This is a genomic window from Saccharopolyspora elongata (genome assembly GCF_004348985.1).
In the GTDB taxonomy this organism is placed as follows: Bacteria; Actinomycetota; Actinomycetes; order Mycobacteriales; family Pseudonocardiaceae; genus Saccharopolyspora; species Saccharopolyspora elongata.
On record NZ_SMKW01000025.1, the window covers coordinates 46,134 to 60,820 of the forward strand.

Below are 14,687 nucleotides of genomic sequence, written 5' to 3' on the forward strand. Positions count from 1 at the left end.
ATCTTCCGAGCGCCCCGGGGCGGTGCTAGTCGAGCAGCATGACGTCCACTGTGGACCCGGCAGCGAGTTCGGTCACGTCCTCGGGGATCTCCAGCAGGCAGTTCGCCTTGGCCAGGCCCGCCAGCAGGTGCGAGCCGGGCGCGCCCTGCAGCGTCACGCCGCCGGTGGCCGGGTCGAACCGGCCCCGGCGGTACTGGCGCTTGCCCGCGGGCGCGGTCAGCGGCTCGGTCAGCGTCGCCTGCCGCACCGGGCGGCGGGTGGCCAGGTGCCCGGCCGCGGCGCGCAGCGCGGGCCGCACGAACACCTCGAACGACACCATCGCGCTGACCGGGTTGCCCGGCAGCGTCACCACGGCGACGCCGTCCCGGTACCGGCCGCAGCCCTGCGGCATCCCGGGCTGCATCGCGACCTTGGTGAACTCGACGCCGGTGCCGGTGAGTGCGTCCTTGACGACCTCGTACGCCCCGGCGCTGACGCCGCCGGAGGTGATCAGCAGGTCCGTGTCGGCCAGGTGCGGGGCGAGCGCGGCGTGGAAGGCCTCGACGTCGTCCGGCACGAACCGCAGCAGCGTCGCCTCGCCGCCGGCTTCGCGCACCGCGGCGGCCAGCATCAGGCCGTTGGACTCGTAGATCTGTCCCGGCTGCAGTGCGGTCCCGGGCGCGACCAGCTCCGACCCGGTGGAAAGCACCAGCACCCGGACCGGCCGGTGCACGGGCAGTTCCGCGGCCCCGACGGCGGCCGCGACGCCCAGCTGCGACGGCGCCAGCGCGGTGCCCGTCGTCAGCACGGTGGCGCCCGCCGTGACGTCCTCGCCCGCGCGCCGCACGTGCGCCCCCGGCTGCACGGCGGAGAACATCCGCACCTGCTCGGTGCCGCCGTCGGTGCGTTCCACCGGGATCACCGCGTCCGCGCCCGGCGGCATCTGGGCGCCGGTCATGATGCGGTGCGCGGTGCCCGGCTGAAGCGGCGGCACGTCCACCCGGCCGGCCGGGATGTCCTCGTGCACCGGCAGCAGCACCGGCTGCTCCGGCGTCGCGCCGGCCAGGTCGACGGAGCGGACGGCGTAGCCGTCCATCGCGGAGTTGTCGAACGGCGGCAGCGAGATCGGCGCGGTCAGGTCCGCGGCGAGGGCCAGCCCGAGGCAGTCCGCCAGCGGCTTGACCAGCACCGGCGTCGGGGCGAGCAGGGCGGAGATCTTCGACTGGTGATCTGCGACCGCGGTCAGAGCGGGTGTTCCGGTTCCGTGCGACACGCCCAGATCATCGGTCATCGACACCCCCGCTGTCCCCACCGGCGTGCGAATAGTCGCACCGATCGACGTGGCAGACTCGTCCCCCGGGCTCGTCTAGGAGGTAGCCGTGCAGGTTCGCACCCGTCACACGCCGTCGTTCGGGGTGGCCCGGCTGATGCTCGCCCCGGGCGAGCCGGTGCAGGTCGAGTCCGGTGCGATGCTCGCCACCAGCTTCGGCGTGACCGTCGAGGCGCGCGCCCAGGGCGGCTTCCTGAAGTCGCTGGCCCGCGCCGCGCTCGGCGGCGAGTCCTTCTTCGTGTCCACCTACACGGCCCCGCAGCAGGGCGGCTGGGTGGACGTGGCGCCGAACCTGCCGGGTGACCTGAACGTGCTGGAGCTCGACGGCCGGGTCGGCTGGTGCGTGACGAAGGGCTGCTGGCTCGCGTCCGCGAGCGCCGTGCAGGTCGAGACGCAGTGGGGCGGCTTCCAGAACCTCTTCGGCGGCGAGGGCGGCTTCATGACCCACGTCGGCGGCCAAGGCCCGGTGGTGGTCTCCTGCTACGGCGCGCTGGACGTGGTGACGCTGCAGCCCGGCGAGTACGTCACGATCGACACCGGGCACGTGGTGGCCTACGCCGACACGGTGCAGAGCCGGCTGCGGCAGATGAACCAGGGCGTAGCCCAGTCGCTCAAGAGCGGTGAGGGCCTGGTGTTCGATTTCGCCGGTCCCGGCCAGGTGCTGACCCAAACCCGCAATCCGCGAGGACTCGTCACCTGGTTGCAGGCAAATGGGCTCGGCGCTCGTTCCTGAGCGCGAGTTGCGCGGGTACGCATAGCCGTCGCTTCAAACTGGTGGCGCGGATTTCGCCGAGAGCGCAAATGGGCTCATGCATTCGGACGAATTCCCGAGTCAACTCCACTCCGATAACTGAACGTGGCCATTGACGACACCCGTTCGGCCTAGTGTTTAACGGAAAAGTTGCATTGCCGAACCCGCGACGAGACCTGCTTTCTGGGGTAGCGTTGCCGTTGCTCCAGCGGCGCTTTGGGTGCCGTGCATCACTTTTTAGAGGAGGACGCCGTGGCGGTCGGCACGGTCAAATGGTTCAACTCGGAGAAGGGCTACGGATTCATCGCGACAGACGGTGGATCTGATGTTTTCGTCCATTACTCCGCGATCAACATGTCTGGTTTCCGAACCCTTTCCGAAGGGGATCGGGTCGAATTCGAAGTGAAAGCGGGACGCGACGGCCGCACCCAAGCAGACGGTGTCCGCAAGGTCTGAAAAGCAGCTGAACCCGGCTTGCTCGGCGGCGCTGGGGCTGTCCTCGCGAGAAGACACCTGAGAACGCGGCGGTGCGAGCCGAGTCCCACCCCGCAAGCGGCTGCCGCCGCTTCGCGAAAACATCGCATGTCACGGCGTCGAGAACGTCAGCGCGGCCCGGTTCCCGTCCGCGGGAGCCGGGCCGCGGCGCGTGCGGAATCGATGTCATCACGGTGTTGCCGAACCCGGGGACGTGCGTGATCCCGAAACGTTAGGCTGCTCCGCGTGTCGGCAGACCTCACCGGGCAGCGCCTCGGCCACTACAAGATCGACGGAGTGCTCGGCCGCGGCGGGATGAGCGTGATGTACCGCGCCACCGATACCCGGCTCGGGCGCAAGGTCGCGCTCAAGATCATGGGCGAGCACATCACCGGTGACGCCGAGTTCCGCGAGCGGTTCGTCGACGAGGCCCGCAACACCTCGGCCATCGACCACGCCAACATCGTGCCGCTGTACGACTTCGGCGAGGTCGACGGCATGCTCTACATCGCGATGCGGCTGGTCGACGGGTCCGACCTGGCCAGCCTGATCAAGGACGGGCCGATCTCGCCCAAGCGAGCCCTGGAGCTGCTCTCCCAGGTCTCCGAGGCGCTGGACATGCTGCACGAGCGCGGCCTGGTGCACCTCGACCTGAAACCGGCCAACGTGCTGGTGACCTCGCGCGAGTCCGTCAACGAGCACGTCTACCTCGCCGACTTCGGCCTCACCCGGCGCGGCGCGACCGGGCACCGCACCGCCAGCGGCGACTTCCTCGGCTCGCCGACCTACGCGGCGCCCGAGCACCTGCGCGGCGAACCGGTGGACGGCCGCACCGACCAGTACGCGCTGACCTGCATGCTGTTCGCCTGCCTGACCGGGCGGCCGCCGTTCCAGGGGCAGGTCCAGGAGGTCATCCAGGGCCACCTGGGCGCGGAGCCGCCGCCGGCGACGTCGCTGGTGGTGCTGCCCGGCGGCATCGACGAGGTGCTGCGCCGCGGCATGGCGAAGAAGGCCGACCAGCGCTTCAAGAACTGCAAGGAGCTGATCGCGGCGGCTCGCGCCGCGCTCGGCCCGGCAGCCGGCGGCGAGACCCCACCGCCGCCCCGCCAGGTGGCCCCGCCCGTGGCTCCGATGTCCGGGCCGATGCCGGTCCAGTACGCGCCGCCCGGCTACCCGCCCTACCAGCAGCAGCCGCCGCGCCCGCTGCCGCCGCCCGGCAACGACCCCGTGCGGCTGCGGCCGCCGATCCCGGCCGGCTCGGCGGCGTTCGCGACCAAGTCCGGCAGCTCGGCGAAGTGGATCGTGCCGGTGCTCGCCGGCGTCGCGCTGGTGGTGATCGTGGTCATCTTCGTTGTGATGGCCACCTCGCTCGGTGGTTCCGGCGGCGGCACCGACCCGACGGCGACGGAAACTTCCTCGTACAACAACAGCGACCTGCCCACGTCGGTGCCCACCCGCTGACGCGCCTCGCTTGCACTCGACTGGTGAGAGTGCTAAACACGGTATTGGCACTCAGCAAGGTTGAGTGCCAGGTCGGGACGGTGAGGCCGTCTCCGGCGGTGCCACCCGACGGCGCCGCCGCACGGTCGTCCGTCGCGGGCACCGAGCCTGGCCGAGCACGAGTCCTGCCGTGGGGTGCACCCACCACCGCGGCGTCCAGACAGGTGGAGGACCACACCGCAATGGCCAAGATGATCGCGTTCGACGAGGACGCCCGCCGCGGTCTTGAGCGCGGCATGAACACCCTCGCTGACGCCGTCAAGGTGACGCTCGGGCCGAAGGGCCGCAACGTCGTGCTCGAGAAGAAGTGGGGCGCGCCGACGATCACCAATGATGGTGTCTCCATCGCCAAGGAGATCGAGCTCGAGGACCCGTGGGAGAAGATCGGGGCCGAGCTGGTCAAGGAGGTCGCCAAGAAGACCGACGACGTCGCGGGTGACGGCACCACCACCGCCACCGTCCTGGCCCAGGCGCTGGTGCGCGAGGGCCTGCGCAACGTCGCGGCCGGCGCCAACCCGATCGCCCTGAAGCGCGGCATCGAGAAGGCCACCGAGGCGATCGCCGAGCAGCTGCTCAAGAACGCCAAGGAGATCGAGACCAAGGACCAGATCGCCGCCACGGCCGCGATCTCGGCCGGCGACCGTCAGATCGGCGAGCTCATCGCCGAGGCGATGGACAAGGTCGGCAAGGAAGGCGTCATCACCGTCGAGGAGAGCAACACCTTCGGCTTGGAGCTGGAGCTCACCGAGGGCATGCGCTTCGACAAGGGCTACATCTCGCCCTACTTCGTCACCGACTCGGAGCGGATGGAGGCGGTCCTGGAGGACCCGTACATCCTGCTGCTGAGCTCCAAGGTTTCGAACGTCAAGGACATGCTCCCGCTGCTCGAGAAGGTCATGCAGGCCAACAAGCCGCTGCTGATCATCTCCGAGGACGTCGAGGGCGAGGCCCTGGCCACGCTGGTCGTCAACAAGATCCGCGGCACCTTCAAGTCGGTCGCCGTCAAGGCCCCCGGCTTCGGCGACCGCCGCAAGGCGATGCTGCAGGACATGGCGATCCTGACCGGCGGCCAGGTCATCAGCGAAGAGGTCGGCCTCAAGCTGGAGAACGCGGACCTGAACCTGCTGGGCCGCGCCCGCAAGATCGTGGTCACCAAGGACGAGACCACCATCGTCGAGGGTGCCGGTGACGACGAGCAGATCGCCGGGCGGGTCAACGAGATCCGCGCCGAGATCGAGCGCTCGGACTCCGACTACGACCGCGAGAAGCTGCAGGAGCGGCTGGCCAAGCTGGCCGGCGGCGTGGCCGTCATCAAGGCCGGTGCGGCGACCGAGGTCGAGCTCAAGGAGCGCAAGCACCGCATCGAGGACGCGGTCCGCAACGCCAAGGCCGCGGTCGAAGAGGGCATCGTCGCCGGTGGCGGCGTCGCGCTGCTGCAGGCCGCGCAGGCTGCCTTCGACGGTCTCAACCTGACCGGTGACGAGGCGACCGGTGCCAACAGCGTGAAGATCGCTGTCGAGGCGCCGCTGAAGCAGATCGCCATCAACGCCGGCCTCGAGGGCGGCGTCGTCGCGGAGAAGGTGAAGGGCCTCACCTCCGGCCACGGCCTCAACGCCGCGACCGGCGAGTACGAGGACCTGGTCCAGGCCGGCGTCCTCGACCCGGCCAAGGTCACCCGTTCGGCGCTGCAGAACGCCGCCTCCATCGCCGCGCTGTTCCTGACCACCGAAGCCGTGGTCGCGGACAAGCCGGAGAAGGAGAAGGCCGGCGCTCCGGACCCGACCGGTGGCATGGGCGGCATGGACTTCTGATCCACGCTGCTGCCGCTTTTCGAAGGGCCGTCCCCGCTCGGGGGCGGCCCTTCGGTCGTTCCCGCTCGGGTGAACCCGCCGTTTTCGCGCGAAACCGGCGCTCGGCGTGCCTGGGAACGCCGTTTTCGCGCGAAAACGGCGCAACTGCCGTGGGGCCGCCGGCGCAGCACGAGCACTCGACCAGTGGCTCCGGGCCGGTGGAACAGGCGGGCCTCGCTGGGCTTCCGCCGCCCGGTTACGGTGCGGGTGTGGGAGCGCTGCTGGAAGTGATCGTGCTGGACGCCGCCGAGGCCGAGGCCGCCCAGGCCGGTGGCGCCGACCGGCTGGAGCTGGTGCGGGACCTGGCCGCCGACGGCATCACGCCGGAGCCGTCGACCGTGCGCAGCGTGCTCGCGGCCACCGATCTGCCGGTGCGGGTCATGGTGCGCGACCAACCCGACTTCGCCGCCGACGCCGAGGTGCTGCGGCGGCGGGTGGGCCAGCTGCGGGAGGCCGGGGCGCGGGAGTTCGTGCTCGGGTTCCTCGACGCGTACGGGCAGGTGGACGTGGGCGCCACCCGCGAGGTGGTCGCCGAGCTCGACGGGTGCCCGTGGACCTTCCACCGCGCGGTCGACCACGCCGCCGACTACCGGCTCGCCTGGGACCAAGCGGTGTCGCTCGGCCCGGACACCGTGCTCACCGCAGGCGCCCCCGGCGGCGTCGACGAGGGCCTTTCCCACCTGCGAGAACGCGCCGAGCGGCAGGACGTCGACGGCGTGGCGCTGCTCGTCGGCGGCGGCCTGCGGCAGGAGCACGTCGCCGACCTGCGGGCCGCCGGGGCCCGCGCCTTCCACATCGGCACCGGCGCCCGCGAGGGCGGATCGGTGCAGGTGGAGCGGGTCCGGAGCTGGCGCGAGCTCCTATCCTGAGCATCGCCGCCACCGCGATCGGCCGGGCACGACGAGCGCCGTTGATATTGTTCGTTGCTTGCAGTGCGGATGATCACGGCGCTCCCGGGTGCGGCGGCGGCCGGAAGCGGCGTGTGATGTCCTGTGGACCGGTGGCAGTCCAGGTGAGGTAGGAGTCATGCTCGGTCGAAACGTCCGGTGGTCCGCCGTGGTCGCGACGCTCATGTGCGCGGTGCTGGCGGCCTGCACGAACACCACGCCGCAGGAGCCGACGCCGACCGCGCCGCCGCCGCAGTCGCTGCCCGCGACCGGGCTGCCGCAGGTCACCCCGCAGCCGCAGGAGATGCAGCGGCTCGGCGACGACATCCCGGTGCAGGGCAAGGTCGACGTGATCGTCGATCCGCTCGTCGACCAGCCCACCCGCGACCTCGCGGCCCAGGTGCTGCGGCTCGCCGGGGCGAGCGACGTCGTGGTGCGCGAACCCGGTCCGCCGTCCGAGGGGGCCACGCTGAGCATCCGCATCGGCGAACGCACGTCGCCGACGGTGGTGAAGGGCCTGCAGGAGCTGGGCTTCGCCGCGCCCGCGCCGCTGCCGCCCGAGGGCTACGTGCTGGCCGGTCGCGGCGGCGGCGCCCCGGTCGTCTTCATCGGCGCTTCCGACGCGGCCGGCGCCTACTACGGCGTGCAGACGTTGCGGCAGATCGCCTCGCCGGGCCGCCTCGCCGGGGTCGGCATCGTGGACCACCCGTCGATGCCGCTGCGCGGCACCGTCGAAGGCTTCTACGGGCCACCTTGGACGCACGCCGAGCGCATGGACCAGCTGGCCTTCTACGGCGACGTCAAGATGAACACCTACATCTACGCGCCCAAGGACGACCCGTACCACCGGGAGAAGTGGCGCGAGGCGTACCCGGCCGACGACCTGGCCCGGGTGAAGCAGCTGATCCAGCAGGCCGCGGCGCACCACGTGAAGTTCACCTTCGCGCTCTCCCCGGGCACCTCGATCTGCTACAGCGACGACGCGGACGTCCGCGCGCTGCTGGCGAAGCTGCAGACGGTGTACGACGAGGGCGTGCGCGATTTCTCCGTGCCGCTGGACGACATCTCCTACACCCGCTGGAACTGCGCGGGCGACCACGCGAAGTACGGCACGCCGTCCGAGGGCGCGGCCGGGCAGGCGCAGGCGGAGCTGCTGAACCGCGTGCAGCGCGAGTTCGTCGACACCCATCCCGGCGTGGCGCCGCTGCAGTTCGTGCCTACCGAGTACTCCGACGTGGAGGATTCGGCCTACAAGACGGCGATCCGCACGGCGCTGGACCCGCGCGTGCTGGTGATGTGGACCGGCGACGGCGTGATTCCGCGCCAGATCACCGTTTCCGACGCGCAGCAGGCCGAGAAGGTCTGGGGCCGCAAGCTCTTCCTGTGGGACAACTACCCGGTCAACGACTTCGACGGCTCCGTCGGGCGGCTGCTGCTCGGACCGTACGAGAAGCGCGAGCGCGGGCTGAGCGGGCAGCTCGTCGGCGACGTGTCCAACCCGATGAACCTGGCGGCAGCGAGCAAGGTAGTGGAGCTCGGTGCGGCCGATTTCGCCTGGAACGACGCGGCTTTCGACCCGCAGCGGGCCTGGCGGGCGGCGGCCGAGTACCTGGCGGGCAAGCGCGCGGCCGGTGAGCCGGGGCTGGTCGCCGACCAGGCGACCGTCGACGCGCTGATGGTGTTCTTCGACCTGGAGCACATGGCGCCGCTGCCCAGCGGGCGGCCGTGGTTGCCGCCGGCGCCGGAGCTGGCGCGGCGGATCCAGGAGTTCCGCGACGGCTGGGAACGCGGCGACCGCGCGGGAGCGGTGGCAGCGCTTCGCGGCTACGCGCAGGCGATCGCGGGTGCGCCGGAGCAGATCGGGCGGGGTGTGCCCGCGGACTTCGTCGCCGACGCGAAGCCGTGGCTGACGGCCACCGAGCTGTGGGGTGATGCACTGGTGTCCACTGTGGACGGCCTGCAGGCGCGGGCGAACGGCGACGAGGCGAGCACCTTCGAGCACTTCACCGCGGCGCGGCAGTTCGCCGACCAGGCCAAGCGGATCCGCACCCTGCCCGGCGAGGTCCGGCCCCAGGGTCAGGCGCTGGTCGCCGACGGGGTACTCGACACGTTCGTCGAACAGGCCCCCGGCATCCGCTGACGGTGCAGTTTCCATTGAGGTTTTTCCAACCTCGTTTTGCGTGGCGGTGCGGGTAGCGGAACCTCAGAGGCTCCCTGGTCTGTGGGTGCCCTGACTTATGTATGTCCAATACACGGCGTCAGGGCCGTCCTCGCCAGGAAGCCTCTGAGAACCCGCGGCGGTGCAGGTGTCGTAGGTGGGTTATGCGCCTGCGGCGCATGCGGCACCCCATCGACGTGCAGCTTTGCGACCCGCGGCTGCGGGCCGACCAGGATGAAAAACGCTCATTGAAACTGTGTTTCTCCGACCGAAGTTTCAATTGAAACTGGTCGTCACTCCTGCGGGACGAGGACCCAGCAGACGAGGTAGATGACGATGCCGGCGCCGAAGCCGAGCAGCGTGGCGGCGACCAGCAGGACGCGGAGGATCGTGGCGTCCACGTTGAGCCCCTTGGCGGCGCCGGCGCAGACCCCGGCGATCATGGCGTCCTCGCGGCTGCGGCGGAACTTCCGAACCGGGGACTCGGTGGTGGTCTGGGTGCTGCCGGTGGTGGCGAAGTTCTCGGTCATGCCTCCAGCTTGGGCCCCGGAGGGGCCGGAGGCCTCGGGGTACGACCCCGACCCGACCCGGATTCCCCGGCCGCCGACCCCTGGGGCGTCAGGCGGCCGAGGGGCGGTGGATGTCGAGCAGGTTGGAGTTCTCCCGCTCCCAGCAGTCGTACAGCGCGTCCCGGCCGTAGCGGGCCACCAGCTGGGCCTCCTCGCGGGTGATCGGGACCAGCGTGATCAGCTGGAGGACCGGTTCGCCCGCGTCGTCGAGCAGGACGTCGAACGAGTCGCCGAGGTAGGGGTGCGGGGCGGCGAGCGCGCCGCAGATCTCGGTGTCCGGCAACAGGATCCGGTCGTTCATGATGAGCGCGCCGTAGCCGACCCGGCTGTTGCTCTCGGTCAGCAGCTCGGCGATCACGCCCGTCAGGTGCCGCGCGTGGATCTCCTGCTCCGACTGCAACGTGCAGATGAGCTCCTGGGGCAGCGGCGCGCCCGCCGTGCGGTCGCGCAGGCCGCTGGTCAGCACCGAGACGTGCGCGCCGTCCGGGTGGTCGCAGTAGACGAGGTGGTAGCCCCGATCGCGCCCATCCGCCAGCCGGCTGTCGGCGCCGCGGACCCGGCCGATGTGCGTCTCAACGTGTGCGGGGAACCCGCTGAACCGGCTCATGCACCACCCCTTCGGAAACCCACGCGATCCTAGATCGTGCCGCGCGGCGCTCGGCGGGTCCGTGCCGAGATCAGCGCGTGCAGCAGGCGCACCCACCACGACCAGCGGGCTGGTTTCCGCACCGTGCCGGTGGTCGCTTGCTCGGCGCGGTCGAGGACGTCCTCCAGCGCTGCGTCGTGCAGCGGGCGCCACAGCAGTGGCCAGGTGATCCGGGCCGGGCCGCGGGCGTGCATGGACAGCAGGTTGTGCAACACGGTGCGGTCGCCTTCGCGGTGCACGGTGAACTCGTGGAAACCGTCGAAGCCGCGCGGTGCGGTGAAGCGGAACCGGATCCAGCGGCCGGGCGTGTAGCCGACGATCCGGTAGCGGATCGGACCGTGTCCGCCCTCGGCGCCCACCTCCAGCGGGCGGTCGAAACGCATCGCCGGCCAGGCGTCGTGCGCCCACAGCTTGTCGTGCGGGCTCGCCAGCGAGTCGATCAGCGCTCCGGTGGTGTCCTCGTCGACCGGCAGCCGCCTGATGTGCAGATTCCGGATGGCCATCGCGGTGCTCCCTTTTTAGAGGGTTCTCTCTACAACCGTATTGGAGCATATCCTCCAATACATGGGTAGGCCTGCCCGGCACGATGCCGACCGACTCCTCGACGCCGCCGTCGCGCTCGCCGCCGAAACCGGGCCGCGAGGGGTGACGATGGCCGCGGTCGCGCGGGCGGCTGGCGCCCCGAGCGGCTCGGTCTACCACCGCTTCCCGGACCGGATCGCGCTGCTGTCGGCGCTGTGGCTGCGCACCGTGACCCGGTTCCAGGAAGGGGTCTTCGCGGCGCTCGACGGCTCGCCGCAGGACGCCGCCGTCGCGATGGCGCGCCACGCGGTCGAGTGGTGCCGCGAGCACCCGGACGAGGCGAGGGTGCTGCTCGCCGGGCCCGGGGACTTCGGCCTGGCGGAGTGGCCCGAAGCGGCCCGAAAACGCTTGGCCGCGGGCAACGCGCAGCTGGAGCAGGCCCTGGCCGACCTGGCTCGGCGGCTCGGGAAGACCGACGAGCGCGGGCGGTCCCGCGTCCGGCTCGCGGTGGTCGACCTGCCCTACGCCGTGGTCCGGCGGTACTTGGTGCGCGGCGAGCCGATCCCCGCCTTGGAGGTTGGCACAGCGAGCGACGCGGTTCGGGCCCTGCTTGCCGGATGATCGGATGATCGCCTTCGGGCCGGTGGTTCGAATACGCTCGGCGGCATGGCGGTGGATGACGCGCTCGACATGAAGTCCCCGGCCGAGGTCGCGACGGCGCTGGACAACACCGGGTACCTGCCCGACGAGGGCATCGCGACGGCGGCGTTCCTGGCGATGCGGATGCGTCGCCCGCTGCTGTGCGAGGGCGAGCCCGGCACCGGCAAGACGGCGCTGGCGCAGGCGTTGGCCGCGGCGCTCGGGGTCGACCTGATCCGGTTGCAGTGCCACGAGGGCATCGACGCCGCGCAGGCCCTCTACGACTGGGACTTCCCGCGCCAGCTGCTGCACCTGCGCACGCTGGAGGCGGCCTCCGGCGGCGAGCTGGACGCCGACGCCGCCGAATCCTCGCTGTACACCCCGAGGTTCCTGCTGGCGAGGCCGCTGCTGCGCGCGTTGCAGGAGTCGCCTTGCGTGCTGCTGGTCGACGAGATCGACCGCGCCGACGACGAGTTCGAGGCGTTCCTGCTGGAGGTGCTGTCGGAATACGCGGTGACCATTCCGGAGTTCGGAGTGGTGCGGGCGCAGCAGCCGCCGATCGTGATCCTGACGTCCAACCGGACCCGAGAGGTGCACGACGCGCTGAAGCGCCGCTGCCTCTACCACTGGCTGGAGCATCCGGGCCTGGAGCGGGAGGTCGCGATCCTGCGGCGCCGCCTGCCGGGGCTGGACGCCCGGCTGGCGGAGCAGGTGGCCGCGGCGGTGCAGCGGATGCGGCAGATGGAGCTGCTGAAGCCGCCGGGCGTGGCGGAGGCGCTGGACTGGGCGCAGGCGTTGCAGGCGCTCGACCAGGACGAACTGGACACGGAGACCGCCGCGACCACGCTGGGAGCGGTGCTGAAGTACCGCGAGGACGCCGAACGGGTCCGCGCCGCGGGCATCGTGGCGCCGTGACCGTCCGCAATTTCCATTGAAATCGAACCTTCGATTTCAATGGAAATTGCGGACCACCGGAACCGAACGTTGAGGAGGGGGCGATGGAGCGCACTGCGACCGGTCTGGTCGGCTTCGCCCGCGCCCTGCGGCACTCCGGGATGGCCTGCGGCCCCACCCGGGTCCAGGCCTTCCTCGCCGCCACCGAGCACGTCGGCCTCGACCGCTCCGCGGTCTACTGGGCCGGCCGGCTGACGCTGTGCTCCGAGCCGGACGATGTGCCCCGCTACGACGCTGCCTTCGGCAGCTGGTTCGGCGGCGCTGCGCTGTCCGCCGAGTCGCCGGGCCGTCCGCTGCCGCGTCCGGCGCGGATCGCTGCGCTCTCCGCGGCCGATGGCGGCGACCAAGACGGCGACGCGGACAAGCCGCTTGCCGCCGCCGCCAGCGACGCGGAGGTGCTCCGCCGTCGCGACCTCGCGGAGCTCGGTACGGCGGAGCGCGAGCAGCTGCGGCGCATGCTGGCGGTGCTGCGCCCCGAGCCGCCGACGCGGCCCGCTCTGCGGCATCGACGAAGCAAGCGCGGCGCGCTCAGTTCGCGCGCGACGCTCCGCGAGCTGCTGCGCTCTGGCGGCGAGCCGTTGCGGTTGCGCCGCCAGAAGCGTTCTCGGCGGCCGCGCCGGGTGGTGCTGCTGATCGACGTCTCGGGTTCGATGAGCCCGTACGCTGATGCGCTGATGCGCTTCGCGCACGTCGTGGTGCGGCGTTCGCCCGCCAGCACCGAGGTCTTCACGCTGGGCACCCGCATGACCCGGGTGAGCCGGCAGCTCCGGCAGCGCGATCCGGAGGCCGCTCTGCTGGCGGCTTCCCGCGCCGTGCCGGATTTCTCCGGCGGCACCAGGCTCGGCGAGACGTTGCGGGTCTTCCTGGACCGCTGGGGGCAGCGGGGCATCGCGCGGGGTTCCGTCGTCGTGTTGTTCTCCGACGGCTGGGAGCGCGGCGACTCGGCGGAGCTGGGCGAGCAGATGCGCCGGTTGCGGCGCCTGGCGCGGGCGGTGGTCTGGGCCAACCCGCACGCGGGGCACGACGGGTACCAACCGGTGCAGTCCGGGATTGTCGCGGCCCTGCCGCACGTTGACCGGATGGTGGCGGGGCACAGCCTGCGCTCGCTGGAGGACGTGTGGTCGTGGGTGCGCCGGTTGTCCCAGCCGGGGCCGGCGCCGGAGGAGCGAAGTGCGGTTTTCGGGCAGAGCTGACCGGGCCCGGCGCGGTGAGCAGGTCGCTCGTCCCGCCCTGGGGCCCGGTGGAAGGTGTGCGGCGCCGGGAGGCGCTGAGGAAGCGGAGGTGCGCTGTGCGTGACGTGCTGGACGAGTTGACCAAGCGGTGGGAGTCGGGCGAGGCCGTCGGGCTGGGCACCGTGGTCGCGACGTTCCGGTCGGCCCCGCGGCCGCCTGGGGCGTCGATGCTGGTGACCGCCGGCGGCGAGGCGGTCGGCAGCGTTTCCGGCGGCTGCGTCGAGGGCGCGGTCTACGAGGAGGCCACCGGCGTCCTGGAAGGCGCCGATCCTGTCCTGCGGCGCTACGGCGTCAGCGACGACGACGCGTTCGCGGTCGGCTTGACCTGCGGCGGGATCCTCGACGTCTTCGTGGAGAGGGTGGACCGCGAGACCTTCCCGGAGCTCGACGCCGTCGCCTCCTCGGTCCGCGCGGAGGAGCCGGTCGCCGTCGCGACCGTCCTGGAGCACCCCGAGGAGTCGAAGGTCGGCTCGCACCTGCTGGTGTGGCGCGAGCGCACCAGCGGCAGCCTCGGGTCGACGCGGATCGACGACGCGGTCGTCGACGACGCGCGTGGCATGCTGGCCAGCGGCCGCAGCGGCGTCATCGAGTACGGCCCGGAGGGGCAGCGGCGGGGCGAGGGGCTGAGGGTGTTCGTGAACTCCTTCGAGCCGCCGCCGCGGATGCTGGTGTTCGGCGCGATCGACTTCGCCGCCGCGATGGCCCGGATGGGCGCTTTCCTCGGTTACCGGGTCACGGTCTGCGACGCGCGGCCGGTGTTCGCCACGCACAGCCGGTTCCCGGGCGTGGACGACGTGGTGGTCGACTGGCCGCACCGCTACCTGGCGGCCGAGGCGGAGGCCGGGCGGATCGACGAGCGCACCGCGGTCATGGTGCTCACCCACGACCCGAAGTTCGACGTGCCGGTGCTGGAGGCGGCGCTGCGGCAGGACCTCGGCTACGTCGGCGCGATGGGCTCCCGGCGCACCCACGAGGACCGGCTGCGGCGGCTCCGCGAGCAGGGCCTCAGCGAGGCGGAGCTCGCGAAGCTGTCCTCGCCGATCGGCCTGGACCTGGGCGCGCGGACCCCGGAGGAGACGGCGGTGTCGATCGCGGCCGAGCTGATCGCGCTGCGCTGGGGCGGCCGCGGGGTGCGGCTCTCCGACGTCGAGGGGCCGATCCACCACCACTCGTGAGCACGTGCCGTCGGCGCCACG

The 14,687-nt window shown here is 71.6% G+C and carries 14 protein-coding genes; 10 read left to right on the forward strand and 4 right to left on the reverse strand.

Going from position 1 to position 14,687, the window contains the following annotated elements:
- Positions 1 to 25: 25 nt before the first annotated feature.
- A complete protein-coding gene (moeA, locus tag E1288_RS19645) occupies positions 26 to 1,270 on the reverse strand; it encodes a molybdopterin molybdotransferase MoeA (protein ID WP_132487150.1) in 1,245 nt (414 codons plus the stop codon).
- Between the two features lie 88 nt (positions 1,271 to 1,358).
- Between moeA and E1288_RS19650 the strand changes: the two genes are divergently transcribed.
- The 6 genes from E1288_RS19650 (at position 1,359) to E1288_RS19675 (ending at position 8,911) form a co-directional block, all read left to right on the forward strand.
- The gene (locus E1288_RS19650) at positions 1,359 to 2,042 is read left to right on the forward strand and encodes a TIGR00266 family protein (protein WP_132487152.1); all 684 of its coding nucleotides are present in this window, start codon (positions 1,359 to 1,361) and stop codon (positions 2,040 to 2,042) included.
- 270 nt (positions 2,043 to 2,312) lie between these two features.
- The gene (locus tag E1288_RS19655; protein ID WP_093268692.1) at positions 2,313 to 2,516 is read left to right on the forward strand and encodes a cold-shock protein; all 204 of its coding nucleotides are present in this window, start codon (positions 2,313 to 2,315) and stop codon (positions 2,514 to 2,516) included.
- Between the two features lie 264 nt (positions 2,517 to 2,780).
- Positions 2,781 to 3,995, forward strand: a complete 1,215-nt coding sequence (locus E1288_RS19660; RefSeq protein WP_132487154.1) for a serine/threonine-protein kinase — start codon at positions 2,781 to 2,783, stop codon at positions 3,993 to 3,995.
- Between the two features lie 221 nt (positions 3,996 to 4,216).
- Positions 4,217 to 5,845 carry a chaperonin GroEL gene (gene groL, locus E1288_RS19665; protein ID WP_093268687.1) on the forward strand — a complete coding sequence of 543 codons (1,629 nt, stop codon included), beginning with the start codon at positions 4,217 to 4,219 and terminating at the stop codon, positions 5,843 to 5,845.
- Between the two features lie 248 nt (positions 5,846 to 6,093).
- Positions 6,094 to 6,753: a copper homeostasis protein CutC gene (locus E1288_RS19670; RefSeq protein ID WP_132487156.1), complete on the forward strand. Its 660-nt coding sequence runs from the start codon at positions 6,094 to 6,096 to the stop codon at positions 6,751 to 6,753.
- 157 nt (positions 6,754 to 6,910) lie between these two features.
- Positions 6,911 to 8,911 carry a beta-N-acetylhexosaminidase family protein gene (locus E1288_RS19675; protein ID WP_132487158.1) on the forward strand — a complete coding sequence of 667 codons (2,001 nt, stop codon included), beginning with the start codon at positions 6,911 to 6,913 and terminating at the stop codon, positions 8,909 to 8,911.
- 311 nt (positions 8,912 to 9,222) lie between these two features.
- On the opposite strand, the gene E1288_RS19680 is transcribed toward E1288_RS19675, so the two are convergent.
- The 3 genes from E1288_RS19680 to E1288_RS19690 all read right to left on the reverse strand — a co-directional run bounded on the left by E1288_RS19680 (position 9,223) and on the right by E1288_RS19690 (position 10,647).
- A complete protein-coding gene (locus tag E1288_RS19680) occupies positions 9,223 to 9,459 on the reverse strand; it encodes a PspC domain-containing protein (protein ID WP_132487160.1) in 237 nt (78 codons plus the stop codon).
- Positions 9,460 to 9,547: 88 nt separating this feature from the next.
- The gene (locus tag E1288_RS19685) at positions 9,548 to 10,105 is read right to left on the reverse strand and encodes a suppressor of fused domain protein (protein WP_132487162.1); all 558 of its coding nucleotides are present in this window, start codon (positions 10,103 to 10,105) and stop codon (positions 9,548 to 9,550) included.
- Between the two features lie 29 nt (positions 10,106 to 10,134).
- Positions 10,135 to 10,647, reverse strand: coding sequence for an SRPBCC family protein (locus tag E1288_RS19690; protein ID WP_132487164.1), 513 nt, complete (start codon positions 10,645 to 10,647; stop codon positions 10,135 to 10,137).
- 61 nt (positions 10,648 to 10,708) lie between these two features.
- Between E1288_RS19690 and E1288_RS19695 the strand changes: the two genes are divergently transcribed.
- The 4 genes from E1288_RS19695 to E1288_RS19710 all read left to right on the forward strand — a co-directional run bounded on the left by E1288_RS19695 (position 10,709) and on the right by E1288_RS19710 (position 14,666).
- Positions 10,709 to 11,287, forward strand: coding sequence for a TetR/AcrR family transcriptional regulator (locus tag E1288_RS19695; RefSeq protein ID WP_132487166.1), 579 nt, complete (start codon positions 10,709 to 10,711; stop codon positions 11,285 to 11,287).
- 45 nt (positions 11,288 to 11,332) lie between these two features.
- Entirely contained in the window at positions 11,333 to 12,220 is an 888-nt protein-coding gene (locus tag E1288_RS19700) for an AAA family ATPase (protein ID WP_132487168.1), read from the forward strand.
- Between the two features lie 83 nt (positions 12,221 to 12,303).
- The gene (locus tag E1288_RS19705; RefSeq protein ID WP_132487170.1) at positions 12,304 to 13,452 is read left to right on the forward strand and encodes a vWA domain-containing protein; all 1,149 of its coding nucleotides are present in this window, start codon (positions 12,304 to 12,306) and stop codon (positions 13,450 to 13,452) included.
- Between the two features lie 95 nt (positions 13,453 to 13,547).
- Entirely contained in the window at positions 13,548 to 14,666 is a 1,119-nt protein-coding gene (locus E1288_RS19710; RefSeq protein ID WP_132487172.1) for an XdhC family protein, read from the forward strand.
- Positions 14,667 to 14,687: the final 21 nt, after the last annotated feature.

Excerpts from the sequence above, each read along its gene's own strand:
- moeA (WP_132487150.1), bottom strand. The coding sequence starts at position 1,270 with ATGACCGATGATCTGGGCGTGTCGCACGGAACCGGAACACCCGCTCTG.
- groL (WP_093268687.1), top strand. The coding sequence starts at position 4,217 with ATGGCCAAGATGATCGCGTTCGACGAGGACGCCCGCCGCGGTCTTGAG.
- E1288_RS19675 (WP_132487158.1), top strand. The coding sequence starts at position 6,911 with ATGCTCGGTCGAAACGTCCGGTGGTCCGCCGTGGTCGCGACGCTCATG.
- E1288_RS19680 (WP_132487160.1), bottom strand. The coding sequence starts at position 9,459 with ATGACCGAGAACTTCGCCACCACCGGCAGCACCCAGACCACCACCGAG.
- E1288_RS19685 (WP_132487162.1), bottom strand. The coding sequence starts at position 10,105 with ATGAGCCGGTTCAGCGGGTTCCCCGCACACGTTGAGACGCACATCGGC.
- E1288_RS19690 (WP_132487164.1), bottom strand. The coding sequence starts at position 10,647 with ATGGCCATCCGGAATCTGCACATCAGGCGGCTGCCGGTCGACGAGGAC.
- E1288_RS19695 (WP_132487166.1), top strand. The coding sequence starts at position 10,709 with ATGGGTAGGCCTGCCCGGCACGATGCCGACCGACTCCTCGACGCCGCC.
- E1288_RS19700 (WP_132487168.1), top strand. The coding sequence starts at position 11,333 with ATGGCGGTGGATGACGCGCTCGACATGAAGTCCCCGGCCGAGGTCGCG.
- E1288_RS19705 (WP_132487170.1), top strand. The coding sequence starts at position 12,304 with ATGGAGCGCACTGCGACCGGTCTGGTCGGCTTCGCCCGCGCCCTGCGG.